A 20,708-nucleotide genomic window follows, 5' to 3' on the forward strand; every position below is an offset into this window, starting at 1 on the left:
GCCCTCACCCCCGGAAATCCATTCGGACCAGCGCACGGCAGTCCGACGGCAGCATAACGGCAGCGCGCTATTGCCCGGGCCGCAGAGGACTGTCAGCGAGGCGGCAGTGGCGCTGTGCAGCATTGCTCCCGGCAACAGCGAACACCCCTGGAAGGGACAGCAATGAGAAGAGATACCCGCACGGCGCGGTGGGCCCGACGGATGACCGGCCCGATGGCCGCGCTGCTCGGCGCAACCGTCTTGCTGGGCGGCTGCGGCGCGGTCAAGGAGGAACTGGCCGAGGTCACGGCCAAGCAAACGCTCCTGGAATCGGTACCGGACGGTTCGGAGGGGCCGTTCCGGTTCAGCGGCAAGGACGTGACGGGCGACGTCTCCGGTTCGGTCGATCCGGCCGCGAAGGCGCTGGACCTGAAGACGTCGATCAAGGATCCGGAGCACGGCTTCAGCACGCACATCGCGTTCCGGGTCGTCGCCGACGAAGCCTGGACGAAGATCTCCTTCACCGAGACCAAGGGGCTCACCGGGCTGCCCAAGCTGCCGAACAAGTGGTTGAAGCTCGACCCCTCGAAGTTCACCGACGCCGACAGCATGCCGACGTACGAGGGCGCCGACCAGGGCAACGCCGGTCCACTGGTGGAGGCGGCCACCACGGTCAACGACGACGGGGCGGGCAAGTACTCCGGCACCATCGACCTCACCTCGGGCGAGGCGGCGAAGGTGCTTGAGGCGGAGCAGATGACCGCGCTCGGGGACGCGGCGAAGCAGGTGCCGTTCACCGCCGTCGTCGGCGACGACAAGAACCTGGCGTCGCTGACCCTCGCCGTACCGGCGGCCGGTTCGGCCAAGGCGTTCAGCTACGTCGTGAACTACAAGGACTACGGCAGCGCACCGAAGGTCACCGCGCCGACGGCTGCGCAGGCACAGAAGGCGCCGGCACTGGCGTACGAACTGCTCAACGGCTGATCGGTGCCGACCGGCCGGGCCGGGTGGGGGCTACACGGGGCGCCCCCACCCGGCCCGGCCCATCATGGTCGCGTCGACCCGGCCCTGGTGTCCCACCGGCGTCATTTCGCCGCAGGCGCTCACGACCAGGAACAAGTCTGAAACGTCCAAGCGCCCCCGCCCCGGACAGTCCCGGGAGTGGGGGCACTCTCGTATTGCTCGCACCCACTAATAGCGTCTAGAAATTCGCACAATCCCGCAGGTGTCTTGAGATCCGAAGTTAGAGAGCATGCGCGACAGTACGGACGGGGCCATGAGTACCCTGACCGACATCACGCATCCCGGTCGGCCACAAAGCGGATCGCCATGAGGATCAACGCGAGGGTGCCGGCGAACGCCGCGCCGCCAACCAGGATGGCCTCTCCGGGATTTCTGCTGCCCGCCCAGGAGATCAACCCGGCGGCGACGCCAATGATCGCGCCGGCCAGGGCGGTGACGGCCAGCCAAAGCGCGCGGGTTGCGGTGTCGTGCATGCGAAGCCTCCTGTAGACGCGGTCCTCCATTTAGGAAGAAGCGTCAGGACTTCGCCTTGCTTCGCAAGATGCCGGACAGGGTCACCGGTGTCAAGTCGCGCGCGTATCTGCCGGTCCCAGGTACAGCAGATTGCTGTATCCAGATCAGCAATCTGCCGCTACCAAGACGATGGCCCACAAACCATACATGCGACATGCGATACAACGTTCTGGCAGGTCACGGCGGTCGTCGGGTATCGAAGTCGGTACTCGCACTTGTCACATTTCCGTCAGTCACGCGCGGTACCCAGTAGATGATCCGTCCTGCGAGCAAGGCGGGGTGCACGTCCGGCAGGTCTTGAATCGCCTTCGCGAGGTAGGCCGCCAGATAGACCATCAATCCCGGCCGGTTGTTTCGGTACAGGTGAAGTAGTACCCGCCGAGCGAGCGAGCACGGCCAGTCGGCGCCGCACGACCGACACCGGAACGACGGGCGCATAGGGGTGTGTGGGCGGTGCGCCGCATGCGGACGGTCCGGCACGGGTGGGCACGGAGTCATGCGGTGCTATCCGTTCCCTGCGGCACCGGCTCGACCTGGTCGGTCCGGACCCATCGGCGTATTCGCCCCAACTCCGTACCGTCCGTGTCGACCTGCACGCCCACCAGCTCCAGGTAGCCCCGGTGGATCTCGCGGGCCCCCATGGTCAGCCGCAGACGTTGCCGGGGCGCCGGACCGCCCCGGGTAAATGCCTGCACGGTCACGGTGTCGCCTGCGTCGTATCCGGTCACATCGTCTCCCCTCACTGCATTGGAAGCGAAGGCGGCGCCGGTCGTACGCCTCGGCGCCGCCTTCGCGCGCCCCCGCCCGTCCTTTCAGTGGTGCTCACATGGATCCGAGCGGGTGCGCTTGCCTTCCACCTTGGACGCGAAGGGCCTACGCTGGGAATACGCATTGAGCAGCCGGGCGACGCTGACAAATCGTCGGGTGCGTGTGAGTTGATTGGAATAGTTGATCTGTCCTTTGGAGAGTGCATGATGACGGACGTGCCGGAACCTCTCGCGGCGTTCATCGTTGCCGAGATTCGCCGGGGGCGTGACGCGGCCGGAATGACGCAAGACACCTTCGGACGCGCGGCCAACTTTTCGGCATCGCACGTCAGCGCAGTGGAAAACCGCACCCGCGCGTTGAGTATGGATTTCATCGTGGGAGCGGATCGCGCGCTGAACACTGGCGGGGTCTACGAACGGCTGGTGATCACCCTCGGGGCGCCGTCGTGGCTGCGCGAGTGGATCGAAATCGAGCGCGAGGCGGTCGCGCTGCGCAGCTATCAGGGCGCCGTACTGCCGGGCCTGCTTCAGACCGAGGCGTACGCGCGGGCATTGCTGAGCAGCGGTCTACTCACGCCCGAGCAGGTACAGGTTCAGGTTGCGTCACGGCTTGAGCGGCACACGATACTCGCCCGGGAAGATCCCCCGCAGATCGTCGCGGTGATCGACGCCCAAGTGGTGCGTCGGGCGGTCGGCGGGCGCGAGGTAATGCGTGAGCAATTAGGACACCTCCTCAAGCTGACGGCCGCTACCCCGCTCGTACAAGTCCAGGTAGTTCCCGAGTCTGTCGGGGCGTACCTTGGGCTTGGCGGGCCGTTCGTGCTGGCGACCCCGCCGACGGGCACCGACGTGGCCTACCTGGACGACCAGTTGCGCGGTCGCGTCGTCGACCAAACGGCCGACGTGCTGTCGCTGCGTCGGGCGTGGGAGGCTATCAGCGGCGTTGCCCTGTCCGCCCCGCAGTCCCACGAGTGGATCACGGAAGTGATGGAACAGCTATGAACCTGACCGGCGCCATCTGGCAGAAGAGCAGCCGTAGCAGTACGAACGGCGGCGACTGTGTGGAGGTCGCACGGAACCTACCCAGCGTCGTTGCCGTCCGCGATACCAAGGACCGTGACGGTGGCACGCTGGCGTTCGGCCCGGACGCGTGGCGCGCTTTCGTCGCTCTGGCGACCCGCCGACCGTAGCGCCGCCAACGACACGAGCAGCGCCCCGCCACCCGGTCGACCCGGGCGGCGGTGCGCTGTGTGTCACTGCCATCTGGGCCAGCCGTAGCGCGCAGGGCCATCCAGCCGGCCGGGCTCAGCGGCCGAACACGGATCCGCCGTTGACCCCGAGCACCTGCCCGGTCACGTAACCGGCCGCCGGGCTGGCCAGATATCTGATCGCCGCCGCGATCTCGGTTGGCTCACCGGCCCGGCCCACCAGGGTCGCGTCGACCCGGCGCTGATGTCCCTCCGGCGTCATCCGGGGACCGAAGAACTCGGTGTCGACGACGTAGCCGGGGCTGACCACGTTGACCGTGATCTGGTCCGGCCCGAGTTCCTGCGCCAGGTGGTACGCCCAGCCGTGGAGTGCCGCCTTCGCCGCCGAGTACGGGCCACCGCCGCCCCGCTGCGCGGCGATCGAACTGAGCAGGATCACCCGTCCACCGGGGCGCCGCAGCGCCGGCCGCAACGCCTCGGTCAGGAGTACGGCGCTGAGCACGTTGCTGTCGAGGTTCGCCCGCCACTGCGCGGCAACGCCGTCCAGAGTGGACGAATCACCGCCGAGGTAGCCGCCGGCGTTGTTCACGACCACGTCGACGACACGGTCCCCGACCGCCTCGGCGACCCGGGACACCTGTGCCGGATCGGTCAGGTCCGCCGGCACCGCCGCGATCGCCTCCGGTCGGCCGCAGCCGGCCCCGATCCGATCGGCCGCCTCGCGGAGCAGTTCGACCCGCCGGCCGACGACGAGGATGTCGTACCCGTCCTCGGCCAGCCCCTCGGCGACCGCCGCACCGATCCCGGTGGCGCCACCGCTGACCACCGCCAGTCGTCGCGTCATGCCCATCTCCCCCGTCGAACTGGTCTCGCGCTTCCAGGCCGGTAGGGATTGTTGCCTGTCGACCCGTCGGGCCGCCACCCAGTACTACCCGCCGGGTCGCTCCTCCTCGGCGGCGTCGCCGGCCTCGGGCTCAGGCCCGGGCTCAGGCTTGTAGATCGTCTCGGCGAGCTCCGACATCCACGGTTCCGGGGCCACCGCGTCCGGCCCGATCACATGGATCGACGCCAGCACGGTGAGCAGCATTCCGGTGGCCAGGAACTCGCGGGTCTCCTGGGCGGTCGCGCCGGTCAGGTCCCGGACCAACTGGTAGATCCGGCCGTAGCAGACCCGTACGGCGAAGCCGATCGCCGGTTCGGAGCTGGCCGCGAACCCGTGCAGCAGTACGGCGAGCAGGTCCCGTTCGACCAGCAACTCGTCGTAGGCGATGCGCAGGCTCGCCAGGTCCGGCTGTCGTTCGGCCGCCCGCTGGAACGCCTGCTCGATCCGGCCGGCGGCGTGCTCGACCGTGGCGATGAAGAGCCGTTGCTTGGAGCCGAACAACCGGATCACGTACGGCTGCGAGACGCCGGCCAGCCGGGCCACGTCGTCGGTGCTGGTTCCGGCGTAGCCGGCGGTGGAGAACGCCGTGACCGCCGCGGCCACCAGTTGTTCGCTGCGCTCGCTGGCGGTCAGCCGGGTCCTGGTCAACGGTGCTCCTTCGCTCGGACGTTGACATGTTATCAGTCGATAACTACTTTCGGAGAGAGCTAGTTATCATCGGATAACAACAAGGAGTTCCGATGTCCAGTGCACCTGTCGCGGAGCGTGCCGCCACATCTCCGCCCGGCCCACCCGACCGCCCCGGCGGCCGGCCCCTGGCCGTCGTACTCGCCGCCATCAGCGTGCCGATGTTCATGGTCACCCTGGACAACCTCGTGGTGACGACGGCACTCCCGGTGATCAGGACAGAACTCGGCGCCTCCCTGACCGATCTGCAATGGTTCGTCAACGCGTACACGCTGCCCTTTGCCGCGTTGCTGCTCACCGCCGCCGCGCTCGGCGACCGGATCGGCCGTCGGCGGCTCTTCATCGCCGGTATCGGGCTGTTCACGCTGGCCTCCGCCGCCTGCGCACTCGCCACCGAACCGTGGATGCTCACCACCGCCCGGGCGGTCCAGGGAGCCGCCGGGGCGGCGGTGATGCCGCTGTCGCTCACCCTGCTCGCCGCCGCCGTCCCCGACCGGCTCCGCAACGCCGCCATCGGAATCTGGGGCGGGATCAGCGGCCTCGGCGTCGCGGTCGGCCCACTGGTCGGCGGAGCGGTGGCCGAAGGGCTGGACTGGACCTGGATCTTCTGGCTGAACGTACCGATCGGACTGCTCGCCATCGGACTGGCCGCGATCACCCTGCGCGAGTCACGCGGCCCGTCGTCCCGGCTGGACCCGCTCGGTCTGACCCTCTCCACGGCCGGCGTGCTGGCCCTGGTCTGGGGCGTCGTGCACGGCGAGGAGCACGGCTGGACCTCGACCGGAGTGCTGGCGGCGCTGACCGGCGGCACCGTGCTGATCTACGGCTTCCTCTGGTGGGAGCGGCGTGCCCCGGCCCCGATGCTGCCGCTGCGGCTCTTCCGCTCCCGCACCTTCAGCCTGGTCAACGCGGTGGCGTTCACCTTCTCCCTCGGCGTCTTCGGCTCGGTGTTCCTGCTCGCCCAGTTCTTCCAGGTGGCACAGGGACTGGGTCCGCTGGAGGCCGGGGTACGCACGATGCCGTGGACGATGGCGCCGATGGTGGTCGCCCCGCTGGCCGGACTCCTGGTGGGCAGGCTCGGCGTCCGCAACCTGATCGTCGCCGGCCAGGGCACACTCGCTATCGCGCTCGGCTGGATCGCCCTGGTCAGTACGGCCGACGTCGCGTACGCCATGCTGGCCGCACCACTGGCGCTGGCCGGCATCGGGATGGGGCTGACCTTGGCCCCGATCAGCACCGCGACCCTGGCCAGCGTGCCGGCACCCGCCCGTGGCGTCGCCTCCGGCACCACCAACTCGATCCGGGAACTCGGCGTGGCCGTCGGAGTCGCCGTACTCGCCTCGGTTTTCGCCACCAACGGCGGCTACGGCAGCGGAACGTCCTTCGTGGACGGCCTGAAGCCGGCGGTCGCGGTGGGCGCGGTCGTGGTCGCCGTCGGTGCCGTACTCGCCTTCTGGCTGCCCCGAACCACCACCCCGATCGACTGACCCGGGCCCCTGTCCACGATCCCGTAACGTCCGGCCGCTCGGGGCAGGCCGGACGTTACGGGATCGTGGCGATATCAGGGTGCGGAGTTGGGGCGACGGAGCGGAAGGACCGCGCGGAGCGGGCCGAGTCGGGTGGCGAGCCCGGCCAGGCCGCCGGGGAAGAAGTAGACCGCCAGGATGAAGACCGTGCCGAGTACGAAGAGCGGCTGGGACAGCGGAGCACTCAGCACGCCCGGCAGCGAGTCCACCGCCGACGAGGCGCCGAACGCGGTGAGCCGATGGTCCAGGTACATGTAGAGCATCCCGCCCAGCACCGGGCCCCAGCGGGTACCCGGGCCGCCCAACACCACCATGACCAGGAGCGAGAGGGTCAGTTCGGAGGAGGTGACGTGCGGCGACGCGCCCCCGACCAGCAGGCAGTAGATCACCCCACCGCCCGTGGCCAACGTACCGGCGAGGGTGAACGCGACCAGCTTGAACCGGTACGGGTCGAGCCCGAGTACGCCGATCCGCCGCTCGTCGTCGCGCAGCCCGGCGAACACCCGCCCGGTCGGTGAACCGGTCACCCGGTGCACCACGAAGACGACCACGGCCAGGTAGGCCAGGGCCAGCCAGTACAGGTTGACGGTGTTCGTGACCCCGACCAGCATCGCCGGCAGCCCCGAGACGTCCAGCGGCAGGCCCTCCTCGCCACCGGTCAGCCCACCGAAGTCCCGGGCCACCAGGATCGCGCCGACCTGGGCGAACGCCAGGGTCACCATGGCGAAGGCGATCCCGGCGGTACGCAGCGCGATCGCTCCGAGCAGGGCGGCCAGGGTGGCGCCACCGGTGAGCGTCAGCAACGCCGCCTGCCACAGCGGCAGACCTGCCCTGGTCACCAGGATGTCGGTCCCGTAGACCCCGGCGGCGAAGTAGAGCGCGTGCCCGAACGAGAGCATCCCGGTCCGGCCGAACAGCAGGTCGTAGCCGGCCGCCAGGCCACCGAAGACGAGGCAGATGGCGAGCAGTTGGAGCGTTCCCGGCGCGTTGACCGGCCCGTCGAAGATCCCCGGTACGGAGATCGTCGAGTAGGGCAGCACCGCGAACACCAGCAGTACCAGCAGCGGTGACCAGGTCCGCAGGGCCGACCGCCAACCCCGGCGGGGTACCGGCCCGGGGTCGGCGGTCGGCGGCGCGGCGGGCGGGGTGACCGCCGCCGTCCTCACCTCGGTCATGTCGTTGCCGCCCTTCCGGCGATGCCCTGCGGGCGGAGCAGCAGCACAATCGCGAGGAGCGCGACCACGCAGATGTCCCCCGCGCCGGAGGTGCCGTAGTAGTTGACGAACTGCTGGAGCAGGCCGACCGCGACGGCGGCGTACGCGGAGCCGACCACCGAGCCCATGCCGCCGATCACCACCACGATGAAGGCGAAGATCAGCAGCGACCCGCCCTGGCTGGGTGAGACCGAACCGAAGTAGACCCCACCGAGCGCTCCGGCCAGCGCGGCGGCGGCCCCGCCGATCGCGAAGACCAGGGTGAACGCCTTCCGTACGTCGATGCCGAGCGCGGTGACCATCTCCCGGTTCTCCACCCCGGCCCGGATCACCAGTCCGTACCGGGTGTAGCGGAGGAAGCCGAGCAGTGCGGCGAGGACCACCGCGGCGGCGAGGATGAGCAGGAGTCCCGAGTTCGGCACCTTGGCACCGAGCACCGGGGTCACCTGCTGGGTCCAGTCCGGCCGGGGGAACGGACGCGCGTCCGCGCCCCAGGTGGCCTGGAGCAGCGCCACCCCGGCCAGGGACAGCCCGACCGTCACCAGCACCTGCTCGATGGTCCGGGAGTAGAGCGGGCGGATCATGACCAGCTCGACGGCCATCCCGACCACCGCCCCGGCGAGCACGCCGAACGCGACCGCGAGGACGAAGCCGAAGCCGGACGGGCCGGCACCGGGCAGGTTCCCGGCCGCCCACCAGGTGGCGTACGCGCCCACGGACAGGAACAGCCCGTGCGCGAAGTTGAGGACGTCGGCCAGCCCGAACACCAGGGACAGTCCGGAGGCGACCAGGAAGTAGAGCGCGGCCAGCCCCAGCCCGGTCAGCGTCAACAGCACGATCGTGCTCACTGCGCGGCCACCTCCGGATCGGTTCCGACATGCGCCTCGGCGGCCACTCCGGCATGTGCTCCGGCGGCCACTCCGACGCCGAGCAGGGCTCTGGTCAACTCCGGCTCCCGCAGCAGCTGGTTCGCGTCACCGGTCCAGGCGACCCGCCCGGCGGCGAGTACCACCGCGTCCCGGGCCAGCCGGCGTACCACCGCCAGGTTCTGCTCGACCAGCAGCACCGGTACGGCCACCGCAACCCGTTCCAGTACCTCGGCCACCTCGGTGACGACCTTCGGCGCGAGCCCCTTGGTCGGCTCGTCGACGAGCAGCAGCCGGTTGTCGTTGAGCAGTACCCGGCCGATCGCCAGCATCTGTTGCTGCCCCCCGGAGAGCGAACCGGCCCGCTGCCGGCCGCGGCGCTTCAGCTCCGGAAAGAGTTCGAAGACCCGGTCGTACGCCGGGGTGCCGGAACGCCGCTCGGCCAGCCGCAGGTTCTCGCTCACGGTCAGGCCGGCGAAGACGCAGCGGTCCTCCGGCACGTAGCCCAGTCCGCCCCGGACCAGGCGGTGGGTCGGCTCGCCGCCCAGTGTCCGGGTGCCCATCCGTACCGTGCCGCGTACCTCGCCGCCGCGCGGGGTGAGGCCGAGGATCGCCCGCAGCGTGGTGGTCTTGCCGACCCCGTTGCGCCCGAGCAGCACGGTCACGCCGCTGGGCGCCACCGTGAAGGAGACTCCCTGGAGGATGTGCAGGCCGGCGATCCGTACCGACAGGTCCGACACCGCGAGGACGGGCCCGCCGTCGGGCGGAGGACTACTCATAGCGATTCACCTAGGTACGCCTCCTGCACCACCGGGTTGGCCATCACCGTCGCCGGAACATCGCAGGCCAGCAGGGCACCGTGGTGCATCACCGCGATCCGGTCGGCGAGCCCGAGGATCACGTCCATGTGGTGCTCCACCATAAGTACCGACCGACCACTGTCGCCGGTCAACGATCGGATGACCGCGACCAGTTCCGGTACGTCCTCGGCACTCACCCCGGCCATCGGCTCGTCGAGCAGCATCACGGTCGGCTCGCCCGCGAGCAGCAGCGCGATCTCCAGTTTCCGCTTCTCGCCGTGCGCGAGCGTGCCGGCCAGCGCCGCCGACCGGTCGGTCAGGCCGACCCGGTCCAGCGCCGCGTCGGCGGCGGCGACCACCTCCCGGTCGGCCGCCGCCCGCCGCCACAGCCTCATCGAGCCACCGCGATGCGCCTGTACGGCCAGCCGGACGTTCTCCCGCACGCTCAGCGAGCCGAAGACCGAGGAGGCCTGGAACGTCCGCCCCAACCCCAGCCGGGCCCGCTTGTACGGGGGCAGGGCGCTGATGTCCGTACCGTTGAGCAGCACCTGGCCGGCGGTGGGCCGGCGCAGGCCGGACACCAGGTTGAACAGCGAGGTCTTGCCGGCGCCGTTCGGCCCGATCACCCCGAGGAACTCCCCGGGTGCCAGGTCCAGTCCGACACCATCCACAATGGCGACCTCGCCGATCCGCCAGGTCAGATCGCGGGTGGCGAGCACAGCTCAGCCCTTCATCGGTACGGCCGGCGGCGCCGTCTCGTCCGAGGTCAGCACCTTCTGCGGCTCCGCCTTCATCGCCTCGCCGGTGCCGGTGAGCTTCGCCTGGAACATCGGCTGGAGCAGGGCGTGGTCCTCGGCGCGGACCGTCATCTTGCCCTTCACCCCGTCGAAGCTCCAGCCCTCCAGGCCGCTGACCATCTTGTCGACGTCGTCGCCGCCCTCCTGCACCGCCCGGACGATCATCTGCGCGGCGGCGAACCCGTCCGGGTGGAACAGGTCCAGCACGCCACCCGGAACCGCCGTCTTGGCCGCCTGCGCGGCCGGGTTGTCGGCGGCGCCGTCGAAGAAGTGCGAGAGGAAGGAGATCTTGGTCCCGGCCGCCCCGAAGGTCGGCCAGGAGGCCCGGATGTCCAGCCCGGTGACCACGGTGGTGGCGCTGAGCACGCCCTGCTGGTCGAGGGTCTGCCACATCGCCGGGGCGGTGGTGCCGGCCCAGGCCACGAAGAGCAGGTCCGGCTTGGCCGCCGTCAGCTGGCTGGCGAACGGGGTGAAGTCGGTGGCGCTGGCCGGGGCGAGCACGCTGCTCACCGTGGCGCCGGCACCGCCGATGACGGCCTTGACGGCGGCCTCGTTGCTCTTGCCGAAGGCGCTGTCCTGGGCGAACACCACGACCTTCTTGCCGGTGGCGTCCCCGATGAACGACTTCGCCGTCAGCACGTCCTGGAACGACTGCCGGCCGGACCGGAAGGTGTACTTGTTGACCCCGGTCGCGCCGTCGGTCGCGGCCGGTCCGGAGATGAAGAGGACCTTGTTCTGCGCGGCGATCGGCGCGACCTGGAGGGCGACGCCCGACGCGGTCGAGCCGGCCAGGATCTTGTAGCCCTTGCCGATCAGGTCCTTCGCCGCCGAGACCGCCTTCGCCGGGTCGCCCGCGTCGTCGACCTCGGTCACCTCGACCGTACGGTCGCCGATCTTGTTGCTGCCGTTGGTCGCGTACGCCAGGCCGGCCTTGAAGCCTTCGATGTACTGCTTGCCGTAGCTGGCCAGCGCCCCCGACTGGGAGTAGACCAGACCGACCTTGACCGGGGCGGCACTGTCGCCGCCCCCGCTCGCGGTTTCCTGTGGGCTGCCGCAGGCCGTCGCGGCGAGCGCCGCGGCCAGCAGCGTAGTGGCGGTGACAAACAGCCGCCGCGTCGTCCGGACCGTCATCGTCGCTCCACGTGTGGGGTGGGGAGAAGCATCGTCGGCCCACGGTAGGGGTGACGTCACGCACGGGCTATGTGGCTGAAACCCACAAGTAACCCCAGAGGGATGGCCGGGGCAGACAGCAGTCGGTACGCCGGTCCGGCCGGTCAGCCGTGCTTCGGGCCCTTGCCCTTCGGCTCCTTCGGCTCCTTCGGCTCCTTCGGACCCGGCCCGCCCGGACCTTGCCCATCCGGACCCGGACCCCCGCCCGGACCCTCCTTCTTCGGTCCGGCGTTCCCCTCCGGGTGGTCGGCCGTCGGCGACGAGACCGGCGGTTGCACCCCGACCGCCCCTGCGGCCACGCCACCGCTCTCCCCCGCCACCCCGGAGACCTGGACGGAACAGGTGGTGTCGCCGAGCCGGAACGCGACCGGCAGCGGGTTGCTGCCGGCGTACGTGCCGACCAGGTCGAACCGGGCGACACCGCCGACCGGCAGGACCGCGTCCGGGCCGTTCGCGACCGGCTGGAGCAGCACGTTCCGGCCGTCCTGCCGGGAACCGGGCGACGGCGCGGCCCGCAACACCTGATCACCGGGAAAGGCGAAACTCAGGGTCCAGTCGCGGATCGGCCGGAAGCCGAGGTTGGTCACCGTGACCTCGGCCTCGAAGGTCCAGCCGGCGTCGGTCCGCAGTGCGTAGTCCACGCCGCAGGCCGCCGCGCCGCCCGCCGCCAGGTTCGTCGCCCCGGCGTCACCGCCGGCCGGCGCGGCGGCGTCGCGGGTACCCATCCAGACCGCTCCGGTCGCCGCGAGCAGGCCGACCCCGACGGCGGCGGTCCGCAGCGGAGTGCCGGCCCAGGCCGGAAACCGGCGACGGCGCGGCCCCGGCAGCGCAAGCGCGCCGGTCGCCGTCGTCCGGGACAGGATCGCGGTACCCGCGTCGACCATCGGCACCGCCGGTCCCGGCTGCCCAGGCTGCCCAGGCTGCCCGGACTCGGGGCGTCCCGGACCGGCCAGCGGCACCGCCACCCCGGCGACCCGGGACAGGGTACGGGCCAGCTCGGCGCTGCCCGGTCGGTCTGCCGGTACCTTCGCCAGGCTTCGGGCGGCCAGCGTGACCACCTCGGACGGCAGTCCGGGCACCGGCGGCATCGGTGCCGGATCGAGGTGCAGATGGGCCCGCAGCATCTGGGTACGGGTCGCCGCCCGCCAGGGCAGTCGCCCGGTCAGCATCCGGTACAGCAGCAGGCCGAGCGCGTACACGTCGGTGGCGGGGCAGACCTCTCCCTGGGTCAGTCGTTCCGGAGCCAGGTACGCGGGCGTGCCGTACAACTCGCCGTCGGCGTCGCCGTCCCGCTCGCCGACCAGCGCCGAGATCCCGAAGTCGACGACCTTGGCACCCATTTCGGTGAGCATGACGTTGCCCGGGGTGATGTCCCGGTGCACCACTCCCCGGGCGTGCGCGGTGGCCAGGGCGGCGGCGACCTGCGCGGTGACCACCACGGCGTCCCGCCAGGGCAGGGTCCCCTCCCGGTCGAGCCGGTTCGCCAGCGACTCCCCGTCGACCAGTTCCATCACCACGTACGGGACGGTCCGGCCGAACCGCACCGACTCGCCGTAGTCGTACACCCCGGTGATGTGCGGGTGGGAGAGCCGGGCGGCGGCCCGGGCCTCGACCCGGAGCCCGTGCCGGAAGGTCTGGTCGTTCGCCAGTCGCGGGGTGAGCATCTTGACCGCCACCGGCCGGCCGAGCACCTCGTCGTGGCCACGCCAGACCACCGACATGCCACCCTCACCGAGTTCCTCGACCAGCCGGTACCGTTCACCGACCAATTCGGTTCCGTGGATGTTCGCCGATCCACCCCAGCTGCCCCACCCGGTCATGCGGAGCTTTCTTGCCCAGCGCCGGGCCGGCTACACCTCCCGGAGCGGAATCGACCGGCCGGGCCGGTCTGCCACCGGCATCCCAGCCCGGGATGTCGGTCCGGCTCAGGAGGTGGCGTCCGGCTCAGGAGGTGGCGAGCAGCTGGTCGACCGGGGCGTACTCGTCGGTGAGCACCATCGCGTCGTCGACGAACTCGTCGAGTCCGGGACCGGCGAGCAGGGTGACGGGGCCGTCGGCCGAGGTCACGAGCCGCTGCCGCAGCGCCTCCAGCGGCAGCGCCGCGTCGGAGGCGACGATGACGAAGTTCGCCCCCTGGGAGCCGGCCAGCGCACTCGGCGGCGCGATCAGGGCGACGTGCGGGAACTCGGCCGCCACGGTCGCGACCTCGGCCCGGATGAAACGCAGCGGCGGATAGTCGATCACGTTCTGCGCGTACATCCCGCCGGGGCGGATCACCCGGCGGACCTCGGCGGCCATTTCCCGGGTGGACAGGTGCCAGGGCACCACCAGGTGGCCGAAGGCGTCCCCCACCACCAGGTCCGCGCTGTGGTCGGGCCGCTCGCCGATCAGCATCCGGGCGTCGCCGACCCTGGCCCGAAGTTCTGGACCCGGGCGTACGTCCAACTCGCGCTGGCCCAGCTCGACCAGCCCGCCGTCGATCTCGTAGACCTCGTTGCGGGTACCGGGCCGGGTCGCGGTCAGGTAGCGGGGCATGGTGAAACCACCACCCCCGACGTGTACGGCGGCCAGCGGCACGCCGGCCGGACTCATCACGTCCGCGACCGCGCCGATCCACTTCGTGTACTCGAATTCGAGGTGGGTCGGGTCGGCCAGGTCGACGTAGGAGTGCCAGGCCGAGTTGAGCACCAGAAGCCGCCCGGTGGAGTTGTCCGGGTCCGGCTCGACCGAGGCGCAGTGGTAGGCGGTCTCGATGTCGCACGGGTTGGGCGCGACGGCCGAGAAAGAGGCGCCGGCCAGGCCCAGCACCGCCAGCGCGGCGGTGGCCCGGGACGGCCGGGGCAGCGTGCTGCCGGCCTGCCTGCGCAGATAGACAGCGAGCGCCAGACCGGTCACCCCGAGCAGGACCGCGAGCCCGATGATGATCGCGGTGCTCGGCATGGCGGCGACGAGCACGAAGCCGGTGCCCAGGGTCGCGGTGATCGCGCCGAGGGTGCCGATGCTGGACAGCCGGCCCACCACCTGTCCGGTCCGGCGCAGGTCGCTCAGTTGCAACTTGACCACCAGCGGGGTGACCGCGGCGAGCAGTGCCGCCGGAAGGAAGATCGCCATCGCGGTCAGCAGCAGGATCCCGACCGCGGCGCCGCCGCGCAGCACCTCACCGGCGTACCGGACGATCGGCAGGGTCAGCGCGGTGCAGATGCTGGCGAGTACCAGCGCGGGGGCGAGCAGCGGACGCGGGTCGCGGCGGTCGGCGAGCCACCCGCCGATCCAGGCGCCGTACGCGATCGCGGCGAGCGCCACTCCGATCACCGAGCTGGTGACCTGGAGGGTCACTCCGACGTACGGGCCGACGAGCCGCAGTGACGCCGTCTCCAGGACGAGTACGGCCCCGCTGGCCAGGAAGACCAGCGCGGCGGCCAGACCCGGCGGCAGGGCGTGTCGCTGGGCCTCGGCCGGCTCGTCCGGCAGTGTGCCCACGCCGACTACCTCAGGTGGTGAAGTGTCCATCGCAGCGATGGTACGCATCCAACCCGTGGGCCCGGGCTACAACATCGAGAGATGAACATGGTTCGTGTGGTCGGACGCGGGATCGCCACCGCCGTTGTACGCCCGCCAACCGGTGCCCGGCATCCAGATCTTCCGGTACCAGATCACGTAGAGCACGCCCAGCCGACTCGCGTTCTTGACGTAGAACGCGGTGACGGCGTCGCCGTAGGAGCGGTCGCCGCCGGTCGCGTCGCGGTTCGCGAAGCCTCCGGCCGCGGCCGAGAAGTCGCAGGCACGCCCCTTGGGGTGTTCGCCGCCGCCACCGTCGCGGTGGCACGAGGTGTGCCGGGTGTACTTGGCCGCCTTGGCCTGGTTCAGCGCGTGCAGGGTGCGCGGAGTGATGCAGCCGTTGGTGGTCGGGTCGTTGATGGTGCAGGACTCCTTGGGCCAAGACCCGTCGGAGTTGCGCGGCGCCGCCTTGGCCAGCGGCGAGTTGGCGCTGATCAGGGAGCCGGTCGGGTTGCCGCCGACGGCCGCGAGGGCCCGCTCGGCGTCCTTCTTCTTCCGGGCGATCACCTCGACCTGGCGCTGCTGTTCCTTGACCTCGGCGTCGATCGCGTCCTTGGCCCGGGTCGCCTGGTCGAGCGAGTCGGCGAGTTCCCGGAGCTGCGAGTCGTCGCGTTGCGCCATCATCTCGAGTCCGGCGGCCCGCTCCACGAAGGACTGCGGCGAGGCGCTGTTCAGCAACGCCGAGATCGGGGTGAGCCGCCCCCGGCGGTACGTCTCGGCGGCGATCACGCCGACCTCGGTGCTGAGCGTCGCGATCCGGGTCTCGACCTGCTTGAGCTGCGTGCCGAGCTGGCTCTGCCGCTTCTTGGAACTGGTGAGCTTGGCGGTGGCCTCGATGTGCCCCTTCGAGGCTGCTTCGAGGGCGTCCCGGAGCTTCTTGGTCCCGCCCTCGTCGCCCGGCGAGCTGGGCGCGGCTGACGCCGGACCGGCGGTGGTCCCGACCAGGACCGGTGGTGTCACGGCGAGGACCGCGGCAGCGACGAGCAGTGCCGCGAACCGGCGCGGACCACGCAGCCGAACGATGGCCGTCATGCGCACGAAAGTTGTTCCTTTCGTCGGCCGCCGACCCCGGAGGATCCACACTGACCATTCGGCGGCGGCCACCGCCGGCACCCGATGGGACGCCACCTGGCGGAGACCGCCGGTCAGCCTACCGGAAGCCGGCCGCGCTGTCGGCCCGCTTCGGAGGGGATCTATTACCACAAAATGGACAATATTTCCGACAACTCGGCGCTCAGCCGTGCTCGCCTCGCCGGGCGAGCGGCACGACAGAGCGAGAAGCACGACCGGGCGAGAAGCACGACTGAGCGAGAGGCACGACCAGGGCGAGAGGCACGACCGGGCCAGCGGCACGACCGGGCGTCGGCGGGGCGGTACCGGCGCGCCGACCCGGATCAGCGAGGCGACAGGAGGGCGGTGTGCACCGCGTCCCAGATCTGTTCGTTGGCCGCGACCAGCAGGCCGGCCCGGTCGTCGGCCGGGTCGTAGGCACTGCCGTCGAGCCGCCGGACCACCCCGCCGGCCTCCTCGACCAGCAGCGCCCCCGGGGCGTGGTCCCAGGGCAGCGTCCGCCAGAAGATCGCGAAGTGTTGCCGACCAGCCACAATGTCCGGATATTCCCGACCCGCACAGTGTTGGCCCGGCAATATTTTGCCGATTCGCGGAGCACCGGCCAGGATCGTCTCGCGCAGGTCGGGCGGCAGAAACCGGGTCGGCACCACACCCCGCAGCCGCTCCACCGCGATCGACTCGGCCGCCGACCGCACCGCCACACCGTCCCGGTACGCCCCGGCACCGACCCCGGCCAGCATCAGGGTGTCCGCGATCGGGTCGAGGATCCAGCTCAACTCGGTGACCCCGGCCCGGCGCAGGGCCACCATCACCGCGAACGGCTGCCGTCCGGCCGCGAAGTTCGCCGTACCGTCCAGCGGGTCGACCAGCCACACCTGCGCCGATCCGCCGAGCCGTTCGAGCACCGTGGGGTCGGCGGCCACCCCCTCCTCGCCGACCACCTCGGAGTCGGGAAGAAGTCGGCGCAGCCCGGCGTCGAGCAGTTCCTCGGCGCGCCGGTCCGCCACCGTCACCACCTCGCCGGGGGCCTTCTCCGTCACGTCGGAGTCGTTCAGCCGCTGGAACATCGGCAGGATGGCGTCCGCAGCAGTACGCCGCATCAACGCCCCGACCCCGTCGACGAGCGACGGGTCAACCACGCGGCGGAAGTTTCACGACGCTGACGAAGAACTCGTCGATCTGGCGTACCACCGAGATGAAGCGCTCGAAGTCGACCGGCTTCGTCACGTACGCGTTCGCGTGCAACTGGTAGCTCCGCAGGATGTCCTCGTCGGCCTGCGAGGTGGTCAGCACGACCACCGGGATGCGGCAGAGGTGTTCGTCCCGCTTGATCTCGGCCAGCACCTCCCGACCGTCCCGCCGGGGCAGGTTGAGGTCCAGCAGGATCAGGTCCGGCGACACCGCGTCGGCGTACTCGCCCTCCTGGCGCAGGTAGGCCAGCGCCTCGGCGCCGTCCGAGACCACGGTCAGCCGGTTACGCAGCTTGTGCTCCTCGAACGCCTCCTGCGTCATGAGCACGTCGCCCGGGTCGTCCTCGACCAGCAGCACCTCGATCGGGCTCCTACCGTCCGCCGGCGCCGTCATCGGCCCTCCTCGTTGATCCGCTCGCTCGTCACACAGTCTCCTTCATGTCGCCGGCCGGCCGGGCCGACTCACCCGAGGTTCCACCGGTCCGCTCCACGACCGTATCGTCGGCCGGCGCGGGCTCCGCCGAGGCGTCGTCCCGCTCCTCCGGCGCCGTCGCCCCGGACGGCTGCTCCGGCCCACGCGCCTCCGGCGGCACGGGCAGGGTGAACCGGATCAGCGTTCCCTCGGGGGCGTCGGGATCGACCCAGACCCGGCCACCGTGGTACTCGACGATCTTCTTCACGATGGCCAGCCCGATGCCGGTACCCGGATAGGCGTCCTTGGCGTGCAGACGCTGGAAGATCACGAAGATCTTGTCGGCGAACTCGGCCTCGATCCCGATGCCGTTGTCCTGGCAGCTGATCTCCCACTCGTCACCGACCCGCCGCGCGGAGACGTGCACCTTCGGCGGCACGTCCGGCCGGCGGAACTTGAGCGAGTTGCCCACCAGGTTCGCGATCAGGTTGGTCAGCAGGGTCTCCTCGCCCCGGATCACCGGCAGGTCCGACCAGGTCAGCTCGCCGTCGACGTACCGGCGGGTGGGTTCGGTCTGTCCCGCGACGTCCGCCATCACCCGGTTCAGGTCCACCTCGGTGAAACCGGTGGTGAGCCGTCCGATCCGGGAGAAGGCGAGCAGGTCGTTGATCAGTCGCTGCATCCGCTGGGCGCCGTCCACGGCGAACGCGATGTACTGGTCCGCGCGCTCGTCGAGCTTTCCCGCGTACCGGCGTTGCAGCAGTTGGCAGAAGCTGGCCACCTTGCGCAGCGGCTCCTGGAGGTCGTGCGAGGCGACGTAGGCGAACTGCTCCAGGTCCCGGTTCGACCGGACCAGCTCCTCGGCCTGCTTCTCCAGCTGGCTGTTGACCCACTCGATCCGCTCCCGGGCCTGGCGCACCTCGGCCAGGTCGTCGGCGATCCGGCGGCGCATCGTGTCGACGTCATCGGCGAGCCGGGCGAGTTCCGGCGGCCCGGTCCCCTCGATGTCGCGCTGGTAGTCGCCGCGCGCGACCTCCCGCACCTGGGCGGCCAGCGTGGTCACCGGACCGATGACCAGCCGGTTCAGCGAGGTCATCAGCGCGATGCCGGCGAGCACCACGACGATCGCGGCCAGGATGAGGAGCAGTACCAGCGTGTTTCCGGTCCGCCTCGCCTTGTCGGCGACCGTGTTGCGCAGGTCGAGGATCAGCTGCTGCAACGTCCCCACCTCGTTGCGCAGCGCGTTGAACCGGTCGCTGCCCTGCGCCGTGAGGTGGGCCTGCGCGGCCGCCGTCCCGGTCGTCGCGGTCGCCTGGATGGCCGGCTGGGCCACCACCTCCCGCCACTGCCGGGCCTGGTCCCGCACGGTGTTCAACTCCCGGCGGATCTCCGGATGGTCATCCAGCAGAGCGTCCATCGAGGCGATCAGCGCCGCCTCCCGCTCCGTCCCGGACCGGTACGGCGCCAGGTCCGCCTCGTTGCCGGTCACCGCGTAGCCGCGGACCCCGGTCTGCTGGTCGATCAACGAACTGAGCAGCGCCTGCCCGTCGGTGCGCAGCGGGCCGGTCTTGGTGAGCAGGGTGTCCAGATGCTGCCGGTTGTTGGTGGCGACCACCGCCGCGCTGACCGCCAGCAGCCCCAGCACCACACCGACCACGACACAGAGCGTCGCCACCCGACGCCGCAGCGTCCATTTCAGTTGCCTCATCGTCCCGCCCCCCGGCTGACCAGCAGCATCGCCACGTCGTCGGCGAGCGGCCCACCGTTGTGTTCCTCGGCCCGCTCGACCAGCCGGCCCGGCAGATCCGGCAGCGGCACCCGCCGGCTACCCGGGTCGGCCACCAGTTCGCACAACCCGGGTACGTCCAGCCGCTCGTCGCCGGTGCCGACCCGTCCCTCGATCAGTCCGTCCGTGTACATCAGCAGCGACCAGTCCTCGGTGTCGAATCGCAGGTCGTACGCGACCGGCGGGCGGGGCCGTACTCCGAGCAGCAGCCCGTGCGGAGCGGGTACCGGCACCACCCGTCCGGCGGCGAGCAGCAGCGGCGGCGGATGCCCGGCGAGCCGTACCGTGGCCCGGTTGCCGGCCAGGTCGAGCCGGACCGCGGCGACCGTGGCGAAGATCTCTCGCGCCGACCGCTCGCTCATCAGCACCTGCTCCAGCGCCGGCAGCACCTGCTCGTCGGGAACTCCGGCGAGCACCAGCGCCCGCCAGGCGACCCGCAGTTCGACACCGAGCGCGGCCTCCTCGACCCCGTGCCCGCAGACGTCGCCGACGATCAGGTCGATCCGGTCCGGCGTCGTCTGCACCACGTCGTAGAAGTCGCCGCCGATCAACGCCTCGTGCCGCCCGGGGCGGTAGAAGGTGTGCACCGCGACCAGGTCGGTGTCCATCAGCGGCTGCGGCAGCAGACCCCGCTCCAGCCGGGCGGACTCGGCCTGGCGCAGTTCCACCTCGCGCAGCCGCCGGGTGTTCTCGTCGGCCCGCTTCCGCTCCACCGCGTAGCGCAGCGACCGGGCCAGCAGCACTCCGTCGACCTGACCCTTGACCAGGTAGTCCTGGGCCCCCTCGGCCACCGCGCCGATCCCGAGGTGCTCGTCGGAGCGGCCGGTGAGCACGCAGACGGCGGCGCCGGTCGACATGTTCAGCACCTGGCGCAGGCCGTCCAGCCCCTGGGCGTCCGGCAGGCCCAGGTCGAGCAGTACGCAGTCGACGTCGGGAATCTGCGGCCGGGCGGCGTTGAGGCTGTTCGCGATCAGCAGGTCGATCCCCGCGTCGGTCTCGGCGAGGAGTTCACCGACCAGGAAGGCGTCGGCGTCGTCGTCCTCGATCAACAGCACCCGCAGCCGTTCCCGGGGCGGCAGTTTGGCGTGCCGCCCCAGCCCACCGTGCGGATATGTCCGCGTCGGTACGACGGACGAGCCGGTCACCGCAGTGCTCCGCTCCGGTCGGGCCACCGGCCGACGTCGCCGCTCCGCTCGGTCACCACGCCTCCCGCTCCAATCGGTCGTATCCGGCCCCTGCCGGCGGCGCGAGCGCCGGG

The 20,708-nt window shown here is 70.9% G+C and carries 20 protein-coding genes; 4 read left to right on the forward strand and 16 right to left on the reverse strand.

The genetic code is table 11. From position 1 onward, the window contains the following. Positions 1-162 precede the first annotated feature (162 nt). Positions 163-963, forward strand: a complete 801-nt coding sequence (locus H4W31_RS04630) for a hypothetical protein (RefSeq protein ID WP_192765506.1) — start codon at positions 163-165, stop codon at positions 961-963. A 311-nt stretch (positions 964-1,274) separates the two neighbouring features. On the opposite strand, the gene H4W31_RS04635 is transcribed toward H4W31_RS04630, so the two are convergent. Together H4W31_RS04635 and H4W31_RS04640 are read right to left on the reverse strand one after the other, a co-directional pair. Next, positions 1,275-1,475, reverse strand: coding sequence for a hypothetical protein (locus H4W31_RS04635; RefSeq protein ID WP_192765507.1), 201 nt, complete (start codon positions 1,473-1,475; stop codon positions 1,275-1,277). Between the two features lie 534 nt (positions 1,476-2,009). Beyond that, the gene (locus H4W31_RS04640; RefSeq protein WP_192765508.1) at positions 2,010-2,243 is read right to left on the reverse strand and encodes a hypothetical protein; all 234 of its coding nucleotides are present in this window, start codon (positions 2,241-2,243) and stop codon (positions 2,010-2,012) included. Between the two features lie 243 nt (positions 2,244-2,486). On the opposite strand from H4W31_RS04640, the gene H4W31_RS04645 reads away from it, so the two are divergent. Both H4W31_RS04645 and H4W31_RS04650 read left to right on the forward strand, forming a co-directional pair. After that, the gene (locus H4W31_RS04645) at positions 2,487-3,284 is read left to right on the forward strand and encodes a helix-turn-helix domain-containing protein (RefSeq protein WP_225945391.1); all 798 of its coding nucleotides are present in this window, start codon (positions 2,487-2,489) and stop codon (positions 3,282-3,284) included. A 2-nt stretch (positions 3,285-3,286) separates the two neighbouring features. Next, a complete protein-coding gene (locus H4W31_RS04650) occupies positions 3,287-3,472 on the forward strand; it encodes a DUF397 domain-containing protein (protein WP_192771844.1) in 186 nt (61 codons plus the stop codon). Between the two features lie 115 nt (positions 3,473-3,587). On the opposite strand, the gene H4W31_RS04655 is transcribed toward H4W31_RS04650, so the two are convergent. Both H4W31_RS04655 and H4W31_RS04660 read right to left on the reverse strand, forming a co-directional pair. Next, positions 3,588-4,334 carry an SDR family NAD(P)-dependent oxidoreductase gene (locus tag H4W31_RS04655; protein ID WP_192765509.1) on the reverse strand — a complete coding sequence of 249 codons (747 nt, stop codon included), beginning with the start codon at positions 4,332-4,334 and terminating at the stop codon, positions 3,588-3,590. A gap of 84 nt (positions 4,335-4,418) precedes the next feature. After that, the gene (locus tag H4W31_RS04660; RefSeq protein WP_192765510.1) at positions 4,419-5,021 is read right to left on the reverse strand and encodes a TetR/AcrR family transcriptional regulator; all 603 of its coding nucleotides are present in this window, start codon (positions 5,019-5,021) and stop codon (positions 4,419-4,421) included. A gap of 92 nt (positions 5,022-5,113) precedes the next feature. Here H4W31_RS04660 and H4W31_RS04665 point away from each other — a divergent pair, with 92 nt between their 5' ends. Further along, positions 5,114-6,547, forward strand: a complete 1,434-nt coding sequence (locus H4W31_RS04665) for a DHA2 family efflux MFS transporter permease subunit (protein ID WP_192765511.1) — start codon at positions 5,114-5,116, stop codon at positions 6,545-6,547. Positions 6,548-6,621: 74 nt separating this feature from the next. Here H4W31_RS04665 and H4W31_RS04670 read toward each other — a convergent pair whose 3' ends face one another. The 12 genes from H4W31_RS04670 to H4W31_RS04725 all read right to left on the reverse strand — a co-directional run bounded on the left by H4W31_RS04670 (position 6,622) and on the right by H4W31_RS04725 (position 20,595). Beyond that, a complete protein-coding gene (locus H4W31_RS04670) occupies positions 6,622-7,761 on the reverse strand; it encodes a branched-chain amino acid ABC transporter permease (protein ID WP_192765512.1) in 1,140 nt (379 codons plus the stop codon). Beyond that, entirely contained in the window at positions 7,758-8,648 is an 891-nt protein-coding gene (locus H4W31_RS04675) for a branched-chain amino acid ABC transporter permease (RefSeq protein WP_192765513.1), read from the reverse strand. The genes H4W31_RS04670 and H4W31_RS04675 overlap by 4 nt, the downstream gene beginning before the upstream one ends. Next, positions 8,645-9,445, reverse strand: coding sequence for an ABC transporter ATP-binding protein (locus H4W31_RS04680; RefSeq protein WP_192765514.1), 801 nt, complete (start codon positions 9,443-9,445; stop codon positions 8,645-8,647). The genes H4W31_RS04675 and H4W31_RS04680 overlap by 4 nt, the downstream gene beginning before the upstream one ends. Further along, on the reverse strand, positions 9,442-10,185 hold the full coding sequence (locus H4W31_RS04685) for an ABC transporter ATP-binding protein (protein WP_192765515.1): 744 nt from the start codon (positions 10,183-10,185) through the stop codon (positions 9,442-9,444). Before H4W31_RS04685 ends, H4W31_RS04680 begins: the two co-directional genes overlap by 4 nt. Positions 10,186-10,188: 3 nt before the next feature. After that, on the reverse strand, positions 10,189-11,394 hold the full coding sequence (locus H4W31_RS04690) for a substrate-binding domain-containing protein (protein WP_192765516.1): 1,206 nt from the start codon (positions 11,392-11,394) through the stop codon (positions 10,189-10,191). 143 nt (positions 11,395-11,537) lie between these two features. Continuing rightward, the gene (locus H4W31_RS04695; protein ID WP_192765517.1) at positions 11,538-13,253 is read right to left on the reverse strand and encodes a serine/threonine-protein kinase; all 1,716 of its coding nucleotides are present in this window, start codon (positions 13,251-13,253) and stop codon (positions 11,538-11,540) included. 124 nt (positions 13,254-13,377) lie between these two features. Then, positions 13,378-14,943: a fused MFS/spermidine synthase gene (locus H4W31_RS04700; protein WP_192765518.1), complete on the reverse strand. Its 1,566-nt coding sequence runs from the start codon at positions 14,941-14,943 to the stop codon at positions 13,378-13,380. A gap of 36 nt (positions 14,944-14,979) precedes the next feature. Continuing rightward, complete coding sequence (locus tag H4W31_RS04705) at positions 14,980-16,023, reverse strand: coiled-coil domain-containing protein (protein ID WP_192765519.1); 1,044 nt, start codon at positions 16,021-16,023, stop codon at positions 14,980-14,982. A gap of 362 nt (positions 16,024-16,385) precedes the next feature. Then, complete coding sequence (locus H4W31_RS04710; protein WP_192771845.1) at positions 16,386-17,162, reverse strand: inositol monophosphatase family protein; 777 nt, start codon at positions 17,160-17,162, stop codon at positions 16,386-16,388. Between the two features lie 31 nt (positions 17,163-17,193). Then, positions 17,194-17,646: a response regulator gene (locus H4W31_RS04715; protein ID WP_192765520.1), complete on the reverse strand. Its 453-nt coding sequence runs from the start codon at positions 17,644-17,646 to the stop codon at positions 17,194-17,196. A 28-nt stretch (positions 17,647-17,674) separates the two neighbouring features. Then, the gene (locus H4W31_RS04720; protein ID WP_192765521.1) at positions 17,675-19,372 is read right to left on the reverse strand and encodes a sensor histidine kinase; all 1,698 of its coding nucleotides are present in this window, start codon (positions 19,370-19,372) and stop codon (positions 17,675-17,677) included. Continuing rightward, on the reverse strand, positions 19,369-20,595 hold the full coding sequence (locus H4W31_RS04725; protein WP_404825561.1) for a PP2C family protein-serine/threonine phosphatase: 1,227 nt from the start codon (positions 20,593-20,595) through the stop codon (positions 19,369-19,371). Before H4W31_RS04725 ends, H4W31_RS04720 begins: the two co-directional genes overlap by 4 nt. Positions 20,596-20,708: the final 113 nt, after the last annotated feature.

It is taken from the genome of Plantactinospora soyae, from assembly GCF_014874095.1.
GTDB lineage: Bacteria > Actinomycetota > Actinomycetes > Mycobacteriales > Micromonosporaceae > Plantactinospora > Plantactinospora soyae.